This window comes from Clostridioides sp. ZZV14-6009, from assembly GCF_020658095.1.
GTDB lineage: Bacteria > Bacillota > Clostridia > Peptostreptococcales > Peptostreptococcaceae > Clostridioides.
The window spans coordinates 238,272-260,955 of sequence record NZ_JAGWDG010000003.1 but is presented as its reverse complement, the minus strand read 5'-3'; the positions used below and the strand labels follow the sequence as shown (position 1 = coordinate 260,955).

The window sequence follows — 22,684 nt, the reverse complement described above, 5'->3', positions numbered from 1 at the left end:
TATATAAACATAAGCAAAAACAATAAAAAACAATTAAAAAAATATAAAAACACAAAAAAGGGGGAAGATATGAAAGAATTTATATTTACTTGTCTGTGTATTGTAGTAATTGCATTTATGACAAGTTGCATATCAACAACACCACAAACTACTCAAGGAAAAGGAAATAATAAACTTACAATATATGCAGCATTAGAAGAAGAGCAAATAGCTTACTATATGGAAGGATTTAGAGAAGAGTATCCTAATATTGATGTAGAAATAGTGATGGATTCTCATGGTGTAATAGCTTCAAAATTATTAGCAGAAAAGGATAATCCACAAGCAGATGTTATATGGGGATTATCAGCAATGAATATGATAGAACTAAAAGAAGATGGGGCACTTGAAGCATATAAGCCTAAAAACTATGACAAGGTAGATAAGAGATTTAAGGATACTGGAAAAAATGTATCATGGGTAGGTATGAGTGTACCAGAGACAGCATTAGTAGTTAATTATAAAGAACTTGAAAAATTAGGGTTGGATGTTCCAAAAGGATATAATGATTTAATAAAACCAGAGTACAAAGGTCTTATAACAATGCCAAATCCAGCATCATCTGGTACAGGTTATCTTACAGTATCAGGACTTATCCAAATGATGGGTGAAAAAGAAGCTTATAATTATATGGATAAACTACATAAGAATATAGCTACATATACACATTCAGGTTCAAAACCTGCAAAACTAGCTGGTTCAGGAGAATACCCAATAGGCATTACACTTGGATATAGAGCTACACAGCAATTGTCTAGTGGAGAACCTATAGAAGTAGTATTTCCAAAAGAAGGTTCAGGTTGGGATTTAGAAGCAAATGCTTTGGTTAAGAAAGATAATATAAAAAAAGAAGCAAAATTGTTTTTAGACTGGGCAATAAGTGATTCAGCTATGGACAGATATGCACATGAAGTAGCAGTGACTTCTATAAAGACAGATAATACTGTACCAAAAGGTTACTCTAAACGTCCATTAGAACAGTTGATTAAAGAAGTTGATTTAAACTCTGCATCAAAAAATAGAAGTGAAGTGTTAAAAACTTGGGAATCAAAATATGGTTCAAAATCTGAAAGTAAGTAAAAGTTAAATGGATTTTTTAATAAAAATAGAGAAAAAAACTTATAAGAAAAATTAAAAAACAAAATTAAAAAAACAAATATAATTGTATAAGGGGAGATTAGATATGAGTTACTTAAAAATAAATAATGTGTTCAAGAGTTATGACCAAAAAAGAGTGTTAAATAATATTAGTTTAGATATTGAAGAAGGTGAATTTCTATGTTTACTTGGGCCTAGTGGATGTGGAAAAACTACATTACTTAGAATAATAGCAGGGCTTGAAGATGTAAATAGTGGAGCTATAATTCTTCAAGATAAAGATATCACAGATTTAGAGCCATCAAAGAGAGGTTTTGGGATAGTATTTCAATCATATGCATTATTTCCAAATATGACAGCATATAACAATATAGCTTTTCCGCTTAAAGAAAGAAAGGTACCAAAAGAAAAGATAGATAAGAAGGTTAGAGAAGTGCTTGAAACAGTTGGATTGAGTAATGAAGCTCATAAGTATCCTAAAGCATTGTCAGGAGGTCAACAACAGAGAATTGCAATAGCAAGAGCATTAGCACTTGAACCAAAGTTTTTACTTTTAGATGAGCCAATGTCTGCACTTGATGCAAAGGTTAGACACAAACTTAGAATGGATATTAAAAAGTTACAGAAAGAATTAAATATAACAACAATAATGGTAACACATGACCAGGAAGAAGCTATAACTATGGCAGACAAAATTGCAATCTTAAATGGTGGTGACATAATGCAGATAGGGACTCCAGAAGAAATATATCAAAATCCTCAAAACCTATTTACAGCTCAATTTATAGGAGATACAAACTGTTTTGATAGAGGAGATTCTATATTAACTGTAAGACCAGAATATGTTCAAATAGAAAAGTCAACAAAAGAAAATTATCATGGAACAATATCTAATATAGAATTTAGAGGGAATCTATTGAGAGTGGAAATAAAAGATAAATTAAATGAAAACTTTATAATAAGTGATGTTTCTATAAAAGAATGGGTTAATTTAAATTTAGTAGAAGGCGACTTTGTAAGTGTAAGTATAGATGAAAAATACTATTTAAAGTATCCAAAAGTTAAAGGAGCATAAATATATGAATAATAATGCTATAAGTTCTAAAAGTATAAATATTAAATCTAAAATGAATTTAGATATAAAAAAATGTATACTTACAGTATTAGTTATGTCTTTGGTAATATTTTTATTGGCACCCATAATCTATCTGTTTGTACAAGCATTTTTAGATAAAGATGGAGTTTTTGTTGGGTTACAAAATTTTAGAGAATATTTAGCTTCTGAAGCACTGTTAAATTCTCTGAAAAATACAATATTTGTATCTGTTATATCAACTATAATATCTTTAACGCTTGCACTAGTCTATGCATATGCACTAACAAGAACAAAGATTAAGTTTAAAGGACTTCTTAAATCTATAGCGATGTTTCCTATGTTTGCTCCTACAATGATGCACGCTATAGGTCTGGTATATTTATTTGGAAACCAAGGAGTAGTGACTAATTTACTTGGAATAAATATTCCGATATATGGTTCAATTGGAATAGTATTAGCACAAATTATATATGTATTTCCTCAATCATTTCAAATACTTTATATATCACTAAACTCAACTGACTATAGATTATATGAAGCTAGCAATGCTATGGGAATAAGCAAGATAAGAGAGTTTTTAAGTATAACGATACCTAGTATTAAGTACTCTTTAATAAGCTCAACATTTGTATCCTTCACATTGTGCTTTACAGACTTTGGAGCTCCAAAAGTTATTGGAGGAGATTTCAATGTATTATCAATAGATGTATACAAGCAAATTATAGGGCAGCAAAATATGCCTATGGGAGCAACTGTATCAATATTACTTTTAATACCTGCAATAATATCTTTTATAGTAACTAAAAAAATCGAAAAAAATCAAAATTCATATATAAATTCAAAATCAATCCCATATAAGGTTAAATCTAATAAGTTAAGAGACAGTATGTTTGGAGTCATTGTAGGAATTATTGCATTTGGAATAATAGCTGTAATGTTGACTGTAATCTTATCTTCACTAATATCTGTTTGGCCATATGATTTAAGACTCACACTTGAACACTTTTCTATGAAAAGTAGTATTGATGGAATTAAGCCATTTATAAATTCAATAGAAATGTCATTACTGACAGCGATTCTTGGTACAAGTTTTGTTTTCTTATTTGCATATCTAAACGAAAAAACAGAAAAAGCTCCATATTTAAAGTCATTTGGATATTTTTTAAGTACATTGCCTATGGCATTACCAGGGTTAGTGTTAGGTATAGCTTATGTACTATTTTTTAATAAATTAGAGTTTAATTTGATGGATACAATATACATTAAAAACTTATTTAATGGATTGTATGGAACATTATTTATCATGGTTATATGTAATGTAGTACACTTTTTCTCAGTGGCATTTATAACTGCAACTACAGCTATTAAGAAAGTAGACAAAGAATTAGACATGGTGGCAAAATCGATGGGAATAAATAGTGCATCAATTCTTAAGAATGTAACAATACCACTTTGTTTGCCAGCAGTTTTAGAAAATTTTATGTATTTTTTCTTAAATTCTATGGTAACAATATCAGCGCTAGTCTTTATATATACAGCAAGTTCGAAGGTTGCAGCTATATCAATTGTACAGTTGGATGATAAGGGAAGTACAGCACAAGCAGCAGCACTGGCTGTATTGATATTAATTACAAATGTACTAGTTAAAGTAATTCATGAATTTATAAAAAATCGTTTGGAAAAAAGAGCAAATTTTAATTAAAGAAGTTATTGTATAAAAATACACATATAAATAAGTCTATTCTTATAATTTATTGTTTATAGAATAGACTTTTTTATATAAATTTAAAATAAATATTAATCTTTTTTATTAGTTTTTCTTTTGTTATAATACATTTCAGAATCTGCACGATGGTATGTATCAAATAAAGAGGTATCTAAGTTTTCATCAAAGACAGCATATCCAATAGACATGGATAAATTTAATTCATTAGTAGAGTTTTCTTCAATTATTTTTAAGTTAATCTTATCGACAATACTATCTATTTCTTCACGATAGGAATCTTTCAAAATAATTATATACTCATCTCCACCAACACGATAAACTATATGCTTTTTATTTATTACATCTTGTATAATTTTACTTGCATTTTTGATGTATAAATCTCCTGTTTGATGGCCAAATTTATCATTGATTTTTTTAAGACCATCTAAATCTATTGACATTATAGAAATTGGTATTTTGAGATTTGAATTGTTTAAGTTATTCATATCTATTTCAAAAGCATTTCTATTTTTTAAGCCTGTTAGATAATCAGTATTGGCAAAATCAGTATATGTAGGATTAGATATACGTTTAAATAGGATTACTGCTACTAATGCGGATATTAAACAAGTTAATAAAGCTATAAAAGGAGTAACTATACTTATAAATCTAAAAGTATTGTATTGATGTTTTGCTTCAAATTCAATTCCCATTACTCCAACGACTTTACCGGCATCATTATGGATAGGAAAATACGATATAAATATGTGTCCCCAGGACGTTTTCTTTATTTTTTTAGGTAGCAATATATTATTATCTAGTGCTTTGTTAAGGTCACCCCAAATCTCTTTTTCTATCAAATCACCAGCATTTCTAAAATCACTTCTAGATGAATCTAAACCATCAACAACATATACCAAGGAGTTGTCTTTTGTTTTTTTTGCAGTGTATAGGTACATAACTCCAGTAGTATTTTTTACAGATTCCAATAGCACCTTAGCACTTTTATAAGACTCTTTTGAGTGGTCTTTTTCAGAATTAATTTCAATAAAGGTATCTTTGTCAAGATTTTTTTCTACATATTTATATATATGTCTTGACCTCTCACTTAAAGTATAAATCATATCATTATAAGTGAGTGCATAATTAAAAAAATAAACACATGAAGAAGAAATTATTACAATAATTGCAGTAAGTATTGAAACTTGCATATCAACTCTATTGAATTTTTTATTTATTTCCATATCCCAAATTTTTTGTGAAAAAATGTTTCACAAAATCTCCTCATAATTAATGTATAGCTATAAATATTACCATAATATACATATATATTATCAAAATCATCTAAAAATTACAATCTATAATTTAGCTTAAAGGATTCAAATACAAGGCTTTCTAGAATTACACTATACTTTAATAAATAAACATTATAATATCTTAATAGTATTTGTATTATAATTATTTTATTTGTCAATACCTGCTAATATATCACATACTATGTCAATTCTTTTAAATGGTGTAATGATATAATAACCATCTACATAAGGTTCAATTTCTTTTGCTATTTGAGTTGATATATTGATAGCAAGTTTAGTAGCTTCTTCCTTTGAAGCGTCTTTGTACATATCTATAATTTCTTGTGAGACAGTAATTCCTGAAATTTCATTATTCATAAAACAAGCATTTTTGTAACTTACTACAGGTATAATTCCACCCAATATCTTTGCAGGAAGTATTTCCTTAACTTTTTTTAAGTTTAATAGAGCTTGTTCTGTTAAAACTGGTTGAGTTAAAAACATAGTAACTCCATTTTCTATTTTAATCTTAGCATGCTTAAGTTGAGAATCAAAGTTTGTTGCATTTATATTTAAAGCTCCAAATATATTAAATGGCGTATTAAAGGTATTTTCATTTAAAGTTTTTATGTAATTTGCTAGTATAGAGGAGTTGAAACTAAACATAGCTTTTATTTCATCTCTTTCAGCAGAAGGTATAGGGTCCCCAGTTACTACTAACACATTGTTTATGTTTTCAATATTTAATCCTAAAAGAAGAGCTTTTGTAGCATTAATGTTTCTATCCCTACATGTCATATGTGGTATAGGGGTGATGTCTAATTCTCTCTTTATTTTGCAAGCTAATAAACTACTATCAACTCTTGCTCTTGCTATAGGGCAGTCAGCAATTGTTATTGCATCAACTCCATAGTTTTTTAGTTTTTCAGCACTATTCATAAAAAAATCAATATCTGTATCAATAGGAGGGTCTAGTTCAACTGCTATAATTTTTTTACCTACAGCAAGCTTTTCTAAGAGCTCGTTTTTTGTTACAGATTTAATTTTTTCTTTTGGAGAAATATCATTTTTTATGTCAACATTGCCTTTGTATGAAGAATTTATTATTTCAACAGTCTTTTTAATAAATTCAGGTGTTGTACCACAGCATCCACCTAGTATATGAACTCCTTGATTTAATATTTCTAGCATCTGTTCTGAAAAATAGTCTGAGTTATCTTCAAAAAATGTACGATTATTGATAATAGTTGGATAGCCTGCATTAGGCATAATAGAAACTATATTGTCATTAATATCAAGTGTCTTTATAAAATGTAATAAATGGTGGGGACCAGAGATACAATTAAATCCTAATGCATCAATATTTTTGTCCTTGGAAATAGATTTAAAGATATTAGTTCCACTTTTTCCAAGCCTAGTAAAGCCCTCTGGATTAACTGCAAATTCTGTTAAGATAAATGCGTTTGGTTGTTTTTCCTTTATATAACTTGAGATTTCTGGTAAATATTCATCACTACTAAATGTTTCAAATAGAAAATTAGTTGCTCCAATTTCTAAAAATACATCTACTATTTTCTTATAATCAGGTAACAAATCTCTATCATTTAGAGCAGGTATTGGGCCAATATCAGCAAATATAAATACATCTGTATTTCTTGTTGCCTCTAATGCAATTTCATAGCCACTTTTTATAATATCTTTGACCGTTTTAAAATCACACTCTAGAAGTGTTTCATTTGCTGCAAAAGTATTTGTCTTAATAGCCATACATCCAGCTTTTATATATTCCTTGTGTATAGATAATATTGTAGATGAATCGTTTATATTGGCCATTTCACAATTGAAAGGACTATTTTTTAGTTTAGAATAGTATGTACCCATTGCACCATCAAAAACTAAAACAGAGTCTTTAATATATTCATTTATGTTCATTGCTTCACCTCACACGAATTTAAAATATTTTAAGTATTAGTATATCAACCCAAAAAAATCTTGTCAATATTTGGAAAACATAGTGGAGCATCTTAGCTTATATAACAAGTTTGCTAGTGATTTTGATATACTTGCTTAACTGATATTAAAATAAGAACTATAATAGTGATATAGGGATATAATTATATATATTGCCATAAGTCAAAGACAAACACTGTAGTATTTTTCTAGAGTTGATAAATTTTGAAGCTATATAGACCTATGATTTATATTAAACTATTAAAAATGATTATTATAATTAAATTTTTATAAATAGGGTATATTGTATAGAGTAAAATTTGTATTCATGATTGGAAATAATAATGTAAATATCCAAAGTGTTAAGTATACTGTTATAGAGAAATAACACATGATAGATTATAAAGACAGAGGTGGAAAATGAAAAATAGACTTGATTTAACAGAAGGAAGGATTACTGAAAAGTTACTTAGACTATCACTTCCAATAATGGGGACTTCATTTATACAAATGGGATATAATATGATAGACATGATATGGGTTGGTAAAGCTGGAAGTAAAGCAGTAGCCGCAGTTGGGACAGCTGGATTTTTTCCATGGCTTGCAATGGCATTTATTATGATTTCAAAAGTAGGTGGGGAAGTAAAGGTAGCACAAAGTATAGGAGAAAATAATATAAGCACAACTAAATCATATATAAAATCAGCAGTAGAAATAAATATTATGTTGGCAATAATGTATACTATGGTTTTGATAGTACTCAATAAACAACTAATAGGGTTTTTCAGATTGGGAGATTTAGAAGTTATATCTATGTCCAGACAATATTTAATAATAGTAGCTTTAGGTATGGTATTTTATTTTATCAATCCAGTATTTACAGCAATTTTCAATGGACTTGGGAATAGTAGAACACCTTTTTGCATCAATACAATAGGCCTAATAACCAATATTATACTTGACCCTGTGCTAATTTTTGGATGGGGACCTGCTCCAAAACTTGGAGTTGCAGGGGCTGCTATTGCTACTGTATTTGCACAAATAGTAGTTACTACGTGTTTTCTATATATAATATTTAAGAGTAAAGAGGAGTATTTTAAGATAAAAATCTTCAGAAAAATAGAACTTAAATACTATAAAGTGCTATATAAATTAGGTTTTCCTGTAGCTATACAAAGTGGAATGTTTACAATATTTTCAATGTTACTTGGTGTAATAGTAGCTTCATGGGGACCTGTTGCAGTTGCAGTGCAAAAAGTAGGGTCACAAATAGAAGCAATATCATGGATGACTGCTGAAGGATTGGCTGTTGCATTAGGAAGCTTTGTTGGACAAAATTATGGAGCCAAAAAGTACTCTAGAATAAATAAAGGATGTAAAATAGCTATAATTGTATCTTCTATACTTGGAATAATGACAACCTTAGTATTGATATTTGCAGGTGGAAGTATTTTTTCTGTTTTTATAGATGAAAGTGAAGCAATAGAAAAAGGAGCGATGTATCTTAAAATATTAGGATACTCTCAATTTTTTATGTGTTTGGAAATAATAACAACAGGAGCTTTTAAAGGGTTAGGAAGAACCTATATACCTTCTATAATAGTTACTGTATTGACTGGTGCAAGAGTACCATTAGCTTATTTTATATCTAGACCAGAAATATTAGGATTAAATGGTGTTTGGTGGAGTATAACACTATCAAGTATATTAAAGGGAATATTAATGATAAGTTTATTTATATATCTGCTTAAACTTGGGAAATTATATAAGGTATCTAAATAAAATTTAATTTGTATTAAATGTATAGACATTTTGTTTATTTGTATATAAAATTAACTTATCATATAAAAGTTCGAATTGATGAGGAGTGAATTAAATGAAAGAACCAATTTATAAAGTTATAGAAAATCATGTAAGAGAACTAATAAATTCAGATAGTTTGAAAGAAGGGGATTTAATCCCATCTGAAAAGCAATTAAGCGAAGAATTTAATGTGACTAGAATGACTGTAAGGTCAGCATTAAATAATCTAGTTAAGGAAGGTTATATAACTAGACAAAGAGGTGTAGGAAGTATAGTGCTCGCAAATAAAATATACGATAATATATCTTCTGTAAGTGGATTTACTAAGGAGATGGAAAATAAAGGTTATAAAGTATCTAATATATTGGTATCTCTTGAAATAGTTCAAGCAGATGAAGAATTATCAAGTAAATTGAACATTAGCTTAGGAGAAAATGTATGGGAGATAAAAAGAGTAAGATTGGCAGATGAAACAAGGGTTTCATATATGATTACATATATGCCAGTTAAGTTATTTCCAAATTTAAATAAGATTCATTGTGAAAATTCACTTTATAATTTTGTAGAAGAAGTATGTGGATATAAAATAGCTATGTCAGAGAGAGAAGTACAAGCTGTAATATCAAATGAGGAATGTATGACTAATTTAAAGATTGAAGAGCCAGAAGCACTTTTATATATAAATCAAGTTTGTAAGTTACAAAATAGTGAGGTTTTTGAATACTCACACACATATCATCATGGATATACTTTAACTTTAAGTGCTGTTGTCGAATAAAAATTAAGAAAAAATGAAAAAGTTTTCTTGAAATGTATATACATTTGATATATAATAATATCAAGAAATAAATGTATATACATTTAAAAATAAAATATATACATTAAAATAAAAATTAATAAATAAGGACACTTTAAATGTATAATTTAAAGATATTGTGACTTAAAAAGATACTTAATAAATTCTAATTTGGAGGTAAGAAAATGATAAAAATAATGTTAGCTTGTTCAGCAGGGATGTCAACTAGTTTATTGGTTACAAAAATGGAGGATGTCGCGAAGGAAAACGGTATAGAAGCAAAAATATGGGCTATATCAGAAGTGAACTTAAAAAATGAAATAGAAAATTGTGATGTCTTACTTTTAGGACCTCAAGTTAGATATGTATTAGGAAAAGCAACTGAAATGGCAAAACCACATAATATTCCAGTAGAAGTTATAAATATGATGGATTATGGAAGATGTAATGGGAAAGCTGTCCTAGATAGAGCAGTAGAATTAAATAATTCAAAATAAAATTGTACTGGAGGATGTAAAATGGAAAAATTCATGTCATTTATGGATAAATATATAGTGCCTGTAGCTGCAAAGGTAGGGGCTCAAAGGCACTTAGTAGCAGTAAGGGATGCATTTATAGCAATGATACCTATAACTATGGTAGGTGCATTGGGAACATTGATAAACAACTTGCCATTAGAAGCGTATAAAAATCTGATGGCAAGTATATTTGGAGAAAATTGGACTATGTTTGGAGAAGACCTTTGGTGGGGAGCTATAGGTACGATGGCAGTATTTTTAGTAATAGGTGTTGCCTATTTCCTAGCAAAGTCTTATGAAAGTGATGGATTACAAGCTGGTCTTATAGCACTATCTATATTTTTTATAATGGCTCCACAAATTGGTAAGATAGTTCCAGAAGGTGGTACTAGCGCAGTTGAAGGATGGGGAATGATACAACAGACTTACTTAGGAACAGCAGCACTCTTCTCTTCTATATTAATAGGGTTATTATCTGCTGAGATATTTGTAAGATTATCTAAAGTAAAGAAATTAACTATAAAAATGCCAGATGGAGTTCCACCAGCAGTTTCAAGCTCATTTGCAAAGTTAATACCAGGAATGTTAACTATAATGATATTTACTGTAATAGGAATATTTATAAAAATGCTTTCAGATGGAAGTTTCTTAACAGATATTTTGAATACTTACTTAGGAGCACCACTATCAAACGTAGCTGATAGTTTAGGTTCTACAATGCTTATTGCATTTATAATTCATATACTTTGGACTGTTGGTCTTCATGGTGCAAATATAGCACTTCCTTTTACAGAAACAATACTTATGAAATTAGGTGGAGAAAACGCTGCCTTAGCTCAAGCAGGTGCAACTGAAGGATATCATGTACTTGCAGGTTCATTCTTTGATGCATTTGTGTATTTAGGTGGTTCAGGAATGGTATTAGGATTAGTTGTAGCTTTATTAATAGCAGGAAGAAGACGTAAAGAGATGATATTGTTAGGGGGACCTCCAGCAATATTTAATATAGGAGAACCATTAATATTTGGGCTTCCAATAGTTTTAAATCCTATTTTTATGATTCCATTTGTACTTGCACCAGTAGTGTGTAGTGCTGTATCATATTTAGCAATAGATTTTGGATTAGTAGCACCAGTAATTTTACCTAAAATACCTTGGGTAACACCTCCTATATTAGGTGGAGCAATGGCCACAGGTGACTGGAGTGGAGGAGCTTTAGCACTATTTAATTTAATATTGTCAATATTAATATACATTCCATTTGTTATAGCATCTGAAAAAATGGAAGCTAAAAAATTAACAAAAATTAACAACTAGGTAATTTTATTCAACAATAAACAGATAAAGTTCTGTAATATATACTAAATTATAAGTAAGGATGGTATAATGAGATGAAAAATGGGCTAAAAATAGTTACAATTGGAGGAGGTTCAAGTTATACTCCTGAACTTGTAGAAGGTTTTATAAATAGATATAAGGAGCTACCTGTAAAGGAATTATGGCTTGTAGATATAGAAGATGGAAAAGAAAAACTAGATATAGTAGGGAATCTAGCTAAAAGAATGGTAAAAAAAGCTGGAATAGATATGAAAATAAATCTTACTTTAGATAGAAGAGAAGCTTTAAAAGACGCAGATTTTGTAACAACACAACTCAGAGTAGGCCTTTTAGATGCAAGAATTAAAGATGAAACTATTCCTTTATCTCATGGAGTTATGGGACAGGAAACTAATGGTGCAGGTGGGTTGTTTAAAGCTCTTCGTACAATACCAGTTATATTTGATATAATAAAAGATGTGGAAGAATTATGTCCAAATGCATGGATGGTGAACTTTACAAATCCAACAGGAATAATAACAGAAGCTGTATTCAAATACACTAACTTTAAAAAATATATAGGTCTATGCAATGTCCCAATTCATTTAAAAAATGATGTAGCTAAACTATTCAATGTAGAAAGTGATAGAATAAGTATGGATTTTGCAGGTCTTAATCATATGGTTTATGGTCTTAATGTAGCTTTAGATGGAGAAGATGTTACAAATGAAGCAATAGATAAGTTTGTTAAAGCAGATATAAGTATGCAAAATATAAAGGCAATTGATTTTAATGCTGATTTTATAAAATCTTTAGGTGCTATACCTTGCCCATATCATAGATATTATTATAAAACTAAAGAAATGCTTGAAGATGAGTTATTAGAGTTTAAAGAGGGAAAAGCTAGAGGTCAAGTGGTTAAAGAATTAGAAGAACAATTATTTGAATTATATAAAGATGAAAAACTAGATATAAAACCACCTCAACTTGAAAAAAGAGGAGGAGCTTATTATAGTGATGCTGCTTGTAATCTAATAAGTTCTATATACAATGATAAAAAAGACATCCAAGTAGTTAATACATTAAATAATGGGGCTATAAGAGACTTTAAAGATGAGCAGGCAGTAGAAGTAAGTAGTGTAATAACAAAAAATGGACCAAGACCATTAAGTATAGGATATTTACCAGATTCTGTACATGGGTTAGTAAGTCAAATTAAGTCATTTGAAGTTTTAGCAGCCAAAGCAGCTGTATATGGAGATTATGATTCTGCTCTATTGGCACTTTGTATAAACCCATTGATTCCATCTGATGATTTGGCAAAAACTATATTAGATGAAATGTTAGAAGCTCATAAAGATTATCTTCCTAGATTTAATAGATAGTTTATAGAAAGTAGGTTATGGTATGACTAAAATTATAATAAATGCAGATGACTTTGGATATTGCGAAGCTGTGAATTATGGTATAATATCAGCTCATAATAATGGAATAGTTAAGTCTACATCTATGATGGCAAATATGCCTGGTGTAGAACATGGAGTAAAGCTACTTAAAGAAAATAGAGATTTAAATTGTGGAGTTCATATGACTTTAAGTTGTGGTAGACCATTATTGTCTAACTTAAAAACTATTGTTGATAAAGAAGGTTTTTTTATTAGAAGAATTACAGACGAAATTATTAAAAAAATGGATTATGACGAGATTTATAGAGAACTTTGTGCTCAAATAGATAGAGTAAAAGAACTTGGAATAGACATATCTCATTTAGATAGTCATCATCATATTCATACTCTAGTAAATTTAAAACCAATAATAGAGAAAATTGTAAATAAGTATAATCTTCCAATAAGAGGAGGTTTTGAATACGATTTAGAGTATTCAAAAATAGTTCCATTAATAGATAGCTTTTATAAAGAAAATGTGAGTGAAGAATATTTTATAAAAAATATAGAAGAAATAATGAAGTATGATGTAGTGGATATTATGTCTCACCCAGCTTTTTTAGATGATTATATTTTAAATTCTACATCTTATGCAATTGATAGAACGAAAGAGCACAAAATACTTACATCTAAAAAAGTCAGAGAGTTTTTGAGAGAAAATGGATTAGTCATATCAAGCTATAGAGATATTTAGGAGGTAATACAGATGGATGAGAAGATGATAGAAATATCTTTTGGAATAATTGGATTTGCAGGTGATGCAAAAGGTCTAGCTTTTGAAGCTATAAAAGAAGCAAAGAACGGAAATATAGATGATGCTAGAGCGTGCATTGAAAAGTCAAAAGAATCAATTCATAAAGCACATAAATTCCAGACAGAATTAATACAAAATGAAGCTAGTGGTAATAAAACTGAAATGAGTGTTATATTAGTTCATGCACAAGACCATTTAATGACATCTATGAACTTTCAACAACTAGCAGAAGAATTTGTAGATTTGTATGAAAGATTGGAAAGCAAGTAGTCTAATTTAACTATTATGAAAGAGTGTTTTTAATAATTTCTATAATTATTAAAGACACTCTTTTTTATTAGAATAAATTTAAAAGTTATAACTTAGGAATCTCTTATTATTTTATTAATATTTTAAAATTTAGATTTTTCGTAATTGTAAGGTATACTAGTACCAACAACTACATCTTCAATTTTTTCAATAATAAGCCAATCATCCATATTCCCTTGGTGGTCGAAATCAAGAGGTGTTATTTCTTGAACGTTTTCAAACTCAACCAAGCATAAACACTTTTTATGCCAACGAATTTTTTGCTTTTCGGATAAATTTAATTTTGATTGATTTTCATCTAGAACTTTGCAAATTTCGTCTTCTGTTAATTTAACATAGTTGTCTACTTTTTTAACAGTAGCCTTTGCAGAAATTTTTGAAGTTCCTTTTTCCATAAAATAAAGTAATTCTCCTTGAAATACTCTGCTATGTGGTATTTTTCTACCAGCAGCACCTCTAATTACCATCGTCTTAGTTCCCGCTAAAATTTTGTCTAAGACCTTTTCTCCTTTTTTCCCTGCATTATCACAATATACTAAATGTACCACGATTTAAATCCTCCTTACTAAATTACTGTTTTGTACCTTGCATTTTATCATTGTTTAACTGAAAAGTCATTCTATTTATTATATTTACATAAAAAACAGGTATAAAATTTATTGTTAAATAAAAGAAAACCTTATCTGTAGTATATATAATTAAGATTAATTAGGAATTTTTATCCTTTTGCAAAATAATATTGACTAAAACTAGAAAAATGCTATAATAAATATGTGCTTATGATAATCAATATCATATAAGTATAATAAACAAGTAGGAGAAATAATCATGAAAAAAATAAAATCATTAGCAATATTTATATCTATTATAACTACGTTAGTACTTGTTACAGCATGTTCAGATAGTAACACAGATAATAAAGAAAAATCAGATACAAGAGTTGTACAATCTGTTAAGGCAGAGGTGAAGATACCATCAAATCCTAAAAAAATAGTTGATATATCAGGAAGTAGTGAGGAATTATTAATAGCTGGCTATACACCTATTGCAACAGCAAATATAGACTCATATGAAACTGATAAATTACCAAGTTACATAAGAGAAGAACTTAAAGATGTAAAGATAGTAGGTCACTCTATGATGGATACTATGGATATGGAAGCTATATTAGAAGCAAATCCAGATTTAATAATAATGAGTCAAAGACAAGAAAAAATCTATGACCAATTAAAAGAAATAGCTCCTGTAGTCATGATGAAAGATTATGCAAATGACTGGAGAAGTAAGTTAACTGATGTTTCAAAAATATTTGATAAAGAAGACGAAGCTAAGGATTGGTTACAAAAGTATGATGAAAAAGCTACAAAACTAGGTAAAGAAGTTGTAGAAAAAAATGGAGAAAAAACTTATTTACCAGTGTTAGCAAGTTCAGGGCAATTTATGGTGTTTAGTGATGGAGGAATTGGAACTTTAATTAATGATGATATGAAATTAGCTAGACCTAAAAATATGCCAAAGCAAGATGGAATAACATTACCAATGGTAAGTATGGAAGGTCTTACAGATATAGATGCAGACCATATAATTGTGATAGCTACAGAATCAGATAAAAAAGATTTAGAAAATAGTGCTATATGGGCTCAAATAAGAGCAGTAAAAGATGGAAACGTAACAATACTTGATGCAGCTCCATTTTTCAGCCAATCATATAATCCAATTGGAAAAGAGTTGTTATTAGAATCAGTTAAAAATGAATTAACAAAGTAATTCTTAACTTATTAGGTGTGAGATAATGATGTTCATTTTTCACACCTATTTTTAATAAGTTTAAAATTATAAAATACCTAATTAATATTACTGTACTAACAATTAAAAGGGAAAAGGAGGTAGGATAATTGACTACACTTAGTAAAAAAAATCTGACTTATTCGTTGATATTAATAAGTATAGTTGCGCTTGTATTTGGAATTGTATTATCCATAACTATTGGGGCTAAAGATATGAATCTATCGACTGTTATAAGTAGTTTGACAAATATGGAAGATGGAATAAATATGAGAATAGTGAAGGATGTTAGACTTCCAAGGGCAATAGCAGCAGCACTTGTTGGAGGATTTTTAGCAGTTTCAGGTGCTATAATGCAAGGAATAACAAGAAATCCTATAGCTGAACCTTCTGTTATAGGAATTACACAGGGAGCTACATTTGCAATTGCAATATCATTAGTACTTCAACAAAAATTTCCTAAACTTATACATGGGAGCTTTAGCATAATGATATTTGCATTTATTGGAGCAAGTATAAGTGGTTTATTTATATATTTTATAAGTTCCAAATCAAGAGGAAGAGTTAATAACGTAAAATTAGCTCTTGCAGGGGTAGCTCTTGGAACATTGTTAATTTCTTTGGCATCTGCAATATCCATGTACTTTAATCTATCTCAGCAATTAAGTTTTTGGATATCAGGAGGACTTGTAGGCGTGACGTGGGAAGGTATAAAGCTATTATTTATAGTTGGAGGTATTGGATTTATACTATCTATGATTATGGCCCCAAGAATAACTATCCTAAGTCTTGGAGAAGAAGTGGCAATAGGGCTAGGACAAAAAACTGACATTGTTAGGTTTATATGTATAGTCTTAGTAATATTAATGACTGGAGCATCTGTCTCAGTATCAGGTAATATTATTTTTATAGGTCTCATAGTTCCTCAAATAGCTAAAGGAATAGTAGGCTCAGATTATAAGTATATAATACCAAGTTCTTTGGTTCTAGGAGCTGTGCTACTTGTATATACGGATATATTAAGTAGAATGATAAATCCTCCATATGAGACTCCAGTTGGCTCTATAACTGCTCTTATAGGAGTTCCAATATTTATATATCTTGTTAGAAAGGGGAATAAATAGGTGCTATGAAAAATATTATAAAAACAAATTCTAAAACTTTACTTGTTATATCAATTTTGATGGTACTTATTTTTATTGCTTTTCTAGTTAGTTTAAATTTAGGTTCATTTTCTATAGAACCAATGGATGTTATAAAGACTTTTATAGGTCAAGGTCAGCGTAATCATGAAATTGCAATATTTAAACTGAGATTACCAAGAATAATAATAGCGTTATTGGTTGGTTCAGCATTATCAACAGCAGGTGTAATACTTCAAGGAGTTACAAAGAATGATTTGGCTGACTCTGGAATTTTGGGTATAAATTCAGGAGCAGCATTATTTGTAGTTGTTTATATATATCTTATGAATGGTAATGTTTATGAAGGCATGAGTAATCTCACTGTATTTACAATGCCAGTTGTTGCACTTGTAGGAGCTTTGTTTGGAGCATTTTTGATATATTCTCTTGCATGGAAAGGTGGAATAAATTCATCAAGGTTACTACTAATTGGTATAGGCGTAAATATCGCTTTTACTTCAATTTTGACGATATTTCAATTAAAATTTACAACACAAGAATTTAATAGAGTTATGGTATGGACATCAGGTAGCATCTGGGGAACTAGTTGGAAATATGTAATAGCTGTACTTCCATTTATAGTGATTTTTATGGGAATAACTATGTATAAGGCTAAGTATATAGATGTCTTGAACTTAGGTGATGAAGTGTCTACAAGTCTTGGTGTAGATGTAGAGAAGCAAAGAAGAAGACTCATAATATATGCAGTGATTTTATCTGGTGTATCAACATCCGTAGCAGGGAGTATTTCGTTTTTAGGTTTAATAGCACCACACATAGGAAGAAAGATAATAGGTCCAAGACATAAAAGACTAATACCAGTATCAGCGTTGATAGGTACATTATTACTTTTAGTGGCAGACACTATATCTAGAAATATTCTTGCTCCTATAGAAATACCAGTAGGTATAGTTGTCTCTATAATAGGAGTACCATACTTTATTTATTTAATGTTGGCAAATGATTAGGAAAGGGTGTTGTTATGAATTGTATAAATACTAAAAATCTAAATGTATCATATGGAAATACAGATATTATAAAAGATTTAAATTTAAATATACCAAAAGGAAAGATAACTACTATAATAGGGGCTAATGGTTGTGGAAAGTCTACAATACTTAAAACAATAGGAAGAATTATTAGCCCTAAAAATGGAAATATATATATAAATGGAGAAGATATATATAAGAAAAAATCTAAGGAGATAGCGAAAAGTATGGCTGTACTTCCACAAAGTCCTCAAGCTCCTAGTGGTCTTACTGTTTCAGAGCTAATTTCATATGGAAGATTCCCTCATAAAAGTGGATTTGGAAATTCTAGTAAAGAAGACAGAGATATTGTAAATTGGAGCTTAGAGGTTACTGGAATTTCAGAGTTTAAGGATAGAAGTATGGAAGATTTATCAGGAGGACAAAGACAAAGAGCATGGATAGCTATGGCTTTGGCACAAGAGACTGATATACTTTTATTAGATGAGCCTACAACATATTTAGATTTAGCTCATCAATTAGAAATACTAAAATTATTAGATGAATTAAACAAAAAACAAGGAAGAACTATTGTCATGGTAATACATGAACTTAATAACGCAGCACGATTTGCTGACCACATGATAGGTATTAAGAAAGGTAAGATAGTTTGTCAAGGTAATGCGTACGATGTTATGACAAAAGATAATCTAAAGGAGTTGTTTAATATCGATGCAGAAATAGCAACAGACCCAAGGACAAATAAACCAATTTGTATAACTTATGACATGGTATAAATGGTGACAACATGGAAAATCAAGAAGCATTAAGACATGAAAAAATATGGATTTTATTATTTAGGTATTCAATACCTGCAATAATAGCGATGATGGTAACTTCACTTTACAATGTAGTAGATAGAGCTTTTATTGGCTCTATGGAAGGAGTTGGGTCTATAGCTATTGCAGGACTTGGTGTAACTATGCCAGTATTTACACTAATAATAGCTTTTGGAATGTTAGTATCAGTAGGTGCTAGTACAAGCTTATCTATAAAGTTAGGAGAAAAAAATAAGAAAGAAGCAGAAAAAATATTGGGTAATGCCCTTACACTATCTATAATTATATCTATAATTATAACTGTATTAGGATTAGTTTTTTTAGAAGACATACTTTTTCTTTTGGGAGCAAGCAAAGATTCAATATCTTATGCAAAAGACTATATGAGTGTTATATTGCTTGGAACTCCATTTAATCTAATTGCATTTTCTTTAAATAATGCAATTAGAGCAGAGGGAAATCCTAAGTTAGCAGCTAGAACAATGATAGTAGGTTGTATACTAAATTTGATATTAGACCCAATATTTATATTTGTGTTTAACTTAGGTATAAAAGGTGCAGCTATAGCAACTGTACTCTGTCAAGTCGTGGTATTTATTTGGGTAGCACATTATTTTATAAGAGGGAAATCTAATTTAAAATTAAAAAAATACAATTTAAAATTAGATATAAATATAACAAAAAAAATATTTGCAATAGGTATGACACCATTTGCAATGGAAGTAGCGATAAGTATAACTCATGTACTTACTAATAATTCTCTAAAGGTTTATGGTGGAGATTTGGCTATTGGAGCTATGACAGCTCTTACATCTATTTTGTTGATGTTTATGATGCCTGTATTTGGTCTAAATCAAGGTATGCAAACTATAATATCATATAATTATGGAGCAAAGCAATTTGACCGTGCAAAGAAAACCCTAATACTGTCTATCTTAGTATCTATAGTTATATTATCTTTTGGATTTTTAGTAGTGCAGGTATTTCCTGAAGTATTTGTTGGCATATTCAACAAAGATTCAAATCTAATGGAAATAGCTGTAAGAGGTATAAATATAAATTTAATCACCTTGCCTATAATGGGGATTTCTATTGTTGGACCTGTGTATTTTCAATGTGTAAGTAAAGTTAAACATTCTATGTTTTTGACTCTTTTGAGACAGTTTATCTTATTTATACCATTGATTATTGTACTTCCAATTCGATTTAATTTAGATGGGGTTTGGTTAGCACAGCCAATTGCAGATTTTATTGCTATGATAATTGTATTATTGTTCTTAAGAAGAGAATTTAAGATGAATCAAGCCTAAAATATTGAAAAATAAAAAGTCCTGTCTCAAAATGATTAAAATCATTTTATAGAGACAGGCTATTATTTTATGGCATCGCTTGTATTGACTTCATCTAGTGTTTTTCCAAAAGCCATTTTTTCAAATATTTCTTGAGGTATAGGTTTAGAAAAAACATATCCTTGTATCATATCACAATTAATTTTCTTTAGATATTCCATCTGTAAGATTGTTTCAACACCCTCCGATATACTATTCATATTTAATTTTTTTGCCAGTTCAACTACAGATTCTATTACATGATTTTCAGATATATTATCTGCATTGGGAGCACTAAAAAATGCTCGGTCAAGTTTTAGAGTATCGACTTTTATTTCTTTTAGCATGTTAAGTGAAGAATATCCGCTTCCAAAATCATCTAGTGAACATTGAAAACCTTCCTCATGGATTTGGTCTATTACATTGAGTAACATTTGTAAGTTATCAAATACAAGTGTTTCAGTTAATTCGATTTCCAAAAGTTTAGCAGGAACATCGTATTTATCACGAATTGTTTTGTATTTTTTCAAAAAATCTTTATTATTTAAATGGGCACGTGAAAAATTAACTGAAATAGGTATTGGAGTTTCTCCATTGTCTATCCATTTTCGTATCATGGCACATGATTTTTCAAACACATAATGGTCAAGTTTGATGATGAAGCCATTCTTTTCAAAGAAAGGAATAAAATCATTTGGTGGAATAAGACCTTTATCTGGGTCTTGCCATCGTACTAACGCTTCTGCACCTACAATATTATTGTTTTTAAGGTCTACCTTAGGTTGGAGGTAGACTACAAATTCATTATTATCTAATGCTTCTTCCATTCTATTTTCCATTTCTTTTTCTTTAAGCATTCTCAAACGTTCTAAATCACTATAAAATACACATGTGTAAAGTGGATGATTTACAGCATTTCCTTTAATATTTTTTCGTGCTACATTTGAACGGTCTTGAATTGATACTAGTGGTATATTTGGGTCATCAATTTTATAGACGCCTATAGAAAGAGCTATGAAATATTTACATTCTTTATCTTTATTAAAACTGTTAATATCGTTTGTAATATTTTCTATGTACTTAAGAATTTCTTTCTGTGAAATAGTTTTAATAAGAATATTAAACTGGTCATTAGAAACTCTACAAAGTAATTCTTTTCGTTCCAAATAATTAGCAATTACATCATGTATGTATTTTAATGTTTTATCTCCAGCGTCACTACCAAAAGAATCATTAATAAGTTTGAACTTCTGAATATTTATAGATACTAATGAATAGGTTCCTGATGAAGATGATTGTATGATTTCTTTAGCTTCCATATCAAAACGTGCCTTACTATAGCCTTTAGTTACAGGGTCTACATAGGCGATTTTTATAAGTTGTTCTCTATTTTTGCGATTTATAAATATAATTGATATGATAAGTAATAAAAATAATATAATAATTAAAATGTTGATAAAAACTACTTTTTTTAGAAGTAAATCAAACTGTGCATTTGCTACTTTTACTGGAACAATTGAAAGTAGGTATAGATTTTCTTCTTCCAGAGGAACATAGTGCATTGCTTTATAAATACCATCATCCAATGTAAAGTACATAGAACCTTTTTTGTTCTCTTTTAAGTTTGCTTTCATTTCTCCAAGAGTATTTTTACCAGTATAGCTTCCATGTTTTTTAATTGTGTCGAAAAAGTTTACAACATTTTTTGGCGCGTTTTTGTTGTCTGAACTTACAATAAAATTTCCATTTTTGTCAATGATTTGAGAAAATCCTTCACCACCAAAACTTTCCACGCTTAGTAAAGTTCTCATAGTATCAAGAGTATTCCAAGCAGTAACAGCTCCGACTATTTTATCATTTTTATAAAGTGGTACAGAATATAAAATTCCATATATACCAGATTGAGATTTGATTGGAGTAATTGTCTCTTCACCTTGAAGAGCTTTTCTATAAAAATATTGTCCTTTAACATTACCTGTACTTTCATCAGTGCCTATAAAACTCCCATTAGAATTGACAATACCTAACCAATCAAACTCCAATAATTTTGATTTTTTAGATAAATATTCAGTGACATTTTTATTGTTATCACTAAACTGAAAATAAGTATCCCCTATAGAGTATAATATTTTAAATATACTTTTACATTTTACATTAATTGTAGTGGAGACACTCTCTGAGATTTCTGTAAGATAGCGTTCTGTTTCACTATGAGTTACTTTATGTAGTGTCATAACAAAAGTAATACAAACTAAGGACACAATTATAATAAGAGTTAGCAATAAAGTAATTATTATTTTTTTATTTTGTGCGCTTTTAGTATACATTTTTTATATTCCATCCTCCATCTTTTATTGGCTTACAAAGAAGACTCCTCTCAGACATATTATACCAAATATTTATATCTGTGAAGGCGCTAAATTTTATTTTTACGCTTATTCTTATGTAGATTCTT

The 22,684-nt window shown here is 29.3% G+C and carries 19 protein-coding genes; 15 read left to right on the top strand and 4 right to left on the bottom strand.

Features of this window, described 5'->3' with window-relative positions:
- Window positions 1–69 precede the first annotated feature (69 nt).
- The 3 genes from KGF36_RS07190 (at window position 70) to KGF36_RS07180 (ending at window position 3,935) form a co-directional block, all read left to right on the top strand.
- Entirely contained in the window at window positions 70–1,119 is a 1,050-nt protein-coding gene (locus KGF36_RS07190) for a putative 2-aminoethylphosphonate ABC transporter substrate-binding protein (RefSeq protein WP_227827682.1), read from the top strand.
- 103 nt (window positions 1,120–1,222) lie between these two features.
- Window positions 1,223–2,212, top strand: coding sequence for an ABC transporter ATP-binding protein (locus KGF36_RS07185; protein WP_227827681.1), 990 nt, complete (start codon window positions 1,223–1,225; stop codon window positions 2,210–2,212).
- Window positions 2,213–2,216: 4 nt separating this feature from the next.
- Entirely contained in the window at window positions 2,217–3,935 is a 1,719-nt protein-coding gene (locus tag KGF36_RS07180) for a putative 2-aminoethylphosphonate ABC transporter permease subunit (RefSeq protein WP_227854652.1), read from the top strand.
- Between the two features lie 95 nt (window positions 3,936–4,030).
- On the opposite strand, the gene KGF36_RS07175 is transcribed toward KGF36_RS07180, so the two are convergent.
- Both KGF36_RS07175 and KGF36_RS07170 read right to left on the bottom strand, forming a co-directional pair.
- On the bottom strand, window positions 4,031–5,182 hold the full coding sequence (locus KGF36_RS07175) for a GGDEF domain-containing protein (protein WP_227839667.1): 1,152 nt from the start codon (window positions 5,180–5,182) through the stop codon (window positions 4,031–4,033).
- A 219-nt stretch (window positions 5,183–5,401) separates the two neighbouring features.
- Entirely contained in the window at window positions 5,402–7,165 is a 1,764-nt protein-coding gene (locus KGF36_RS07170; RefSeq protein WP_227842539.1) for a bifunctional homocysteine S-methyltransferase/methylenetetrahydrofolate reductase, read from the bottom strand.
- A 438-nt stretch (window positions 7,166–7,603) separates the two neighbouring features.
- Here KGF36_RS07170 and KGF36_RS07165 point away from each other — a divergent pair, with 438 nt between their 5' ends.
- The 7 genes from KGF36_RS07165 (at window position 7,604) to KGF36_RS07135 (ending at window position 14,086) form a co-directional block, all read left to right on the top strand.
- On the top strand, window positions 7,604–8,965 hold the full coding sequence (locus KGF36_RS07165; RefSeq protein WP_227842540.1) for an MATE family efflux transporter: 1,362 nt from the start codon (window positions 7,604–7,606) through the stop codon (window positions 8,963–8,965).
- Between the two features lie 94 nt (window positions 8,966–9,059).
- A complete protein-coding gene (locus KGF36_RS07160; RefSeq protein ID WP_227827676.1) occupies window positions 9,060–9,764 on the top strand; it encodes a GntR family transcriptional regulator in 705 nt (234 codons plus the stop codon).
- A 203-nt stretch (window positions 9,765–9,967) separates the two neighbouring features.
- Window positions 9,968–10,279, top strand: a complete 312-nt coding sequence (locus tag KGF36_RS07155; protein WP_227854651.1) for a PTS sugar transporter subunit IIB — start codon at window positions 9,968–9,970, stop codon at window positions 10,277–10,279.
- A 21-nt stretch (window positions 10,280–10,300) separates the two neighbouring features.
- On the top strand, window positions 10,301–11,617 hold the full coding sequence (locus KGF36_RS07150; RefSeq protein ID WP_227854650.1) for a PTS transporter subunit EIIC: 1,317 nt from the start codon (window positions 10,301–10,303) through the stop codon (window positions 11,615–11,617).
- A 74-nt stretch (window positions 11,618–11,691) separates the two neighbouring features.
- Window positions 11,692–13,002, top strand: a complete 1,311-nt coding sequence (locus KGF36_RS07145) for a 6-phospho-beta-glucosidase (RefSeq protein WP_227842542.1) — start codon at window positions 11,692–11,694, stop codon at window positions 13,000–13,002.
- Window positions 13,003–13,024: 22 nt separating this feature from the next.
- Window positions 13,025–13,756, top strand: coding sequence for a chitin disaccharide deacetylase (gene chbG, locus KGF36_RS07140; protein WP_227827672.1), 732 nt, complete (start codon window positions 13,025–13,027; stop codon window positions 13,754–13,756).
- Window positions 13,757–13,768: 12 nt separating this feature from the next.
- Window positions 13,769–14,086, top strand: a complete 318-nt coding sequence (locus KGF36_RS07135) for a PTS lactose/cellobiose transporter subunit IIA (protein WP_227827671.1) — start codon at window positions 13,769–13,771, stop codon at window positions 14,084–14,086.
- A 122-nt stretch (window positions 14,087–14,208) separates the two neighbouring features.
- On the opposite strand, the gene KGF36_RS07130 is transcribed toward KGF36_RS07135, so the two are convergent.
- Window positions 14,209–14,673, bottom strand: coding sequence for a hypothetical protein (locus tag KGF36_RS07130; protein WP_227827670.1), 465 nt, complete (start codon window positions 14,671–14,673; stop codon window positions 14,209–14,211).
- A 280-nt stretch (window positions 14,674–14,953) separates the two neighbouring features.
- Here KGF36_RS07130 and KGF36_RS07125 point away from each other — a divergent pair, with 280 nt between their 5' ends.
- The 5 genes from KGF36_RS07125 (at window position 14,954) to KGF36_RS07105 (ending at window position 20,211) form a co-directional block, all read left to right on the top strand.
- Window positions 14,954–15,892, top strand: coding sequence for an ABC transporter substrate-binding protein (locus tag KGF36_RS07125; protein ID WP_227854649.1), 939 nt, complete (start codon window positions 14,954–14,956; stop codon window positions 15,890–15,892).
- Between the two features lie 128 nt (window positions 15,893–16,020).
- Window positions 16,021–17,034 carry a FecCD family ABC transporter permease gene (locus KGF36_RS07120; protein WP_227827668.1) on the top strand — a complete coding sequence of 338 codons (1,014 nt, stop codon included), beginning with the start codon at window positions 16,021–16,023 and terminating at the stop codon, window positions 17,032–17,034.
- A gap of 5 nt (window positions 17,035–17,039) precedes the next feature.
- Window positions 17,040–18,062 carry a FecCD family ABC transporter permease gene (locus KGF36_RS07115; protein WP_227827667.1) on the top strand — a complete coding sequence of 341 codons (1,023 nt, stop codon included), beginning with the start codon at window positions 17,040–17,042 and terminating at the stop codon, window positions 18,060–18,062.
- 14 nt (window positions 18,063–18,076) lie between these two features.
- The gene (locus KGF36_RS07110) at window positions 18,077–18,859 is read left to right on the top strand and encodes an ABC transporter ATP-binding protein (RefSeq protein ID WP_227827666.1); all 783 of its coding nucleotides are present in this window, start codon (window positions 18,077–18,079) and stop codon (window positions 18,857–18,859) included.
- 11 nt (window positions 18,860–18,870) lie between these two features.
- Window positions 18,871–20,211, top strand: a complete 1,341-nt coding sequence (locus KGF36_RS07105; RefSeq protein WP_227842543.1) for an MATE family efflux transporter — start codon at window positions 18,871–18,873, stop codon at window positions 20,209–20,211.
- A gap of 62 nt (window positions 20,212–20,273) precedes the next feature.
- Here the strand turns inward: KGF36_RS07105 and KGF36_RS07100 are convergent, their stop codons facing one another.
- A complete protein-coding gene (locus KGF36_RS07100; protein WP_227827664.1) occupies window positions 20,274–22,556 on the bottom strand; it encodes an EAL domain-containing protein in 2,283 nt (760 codons plus the stop codon).
- Window positions 22,557–22,684 lie beyond the last annotated feature (128 nt).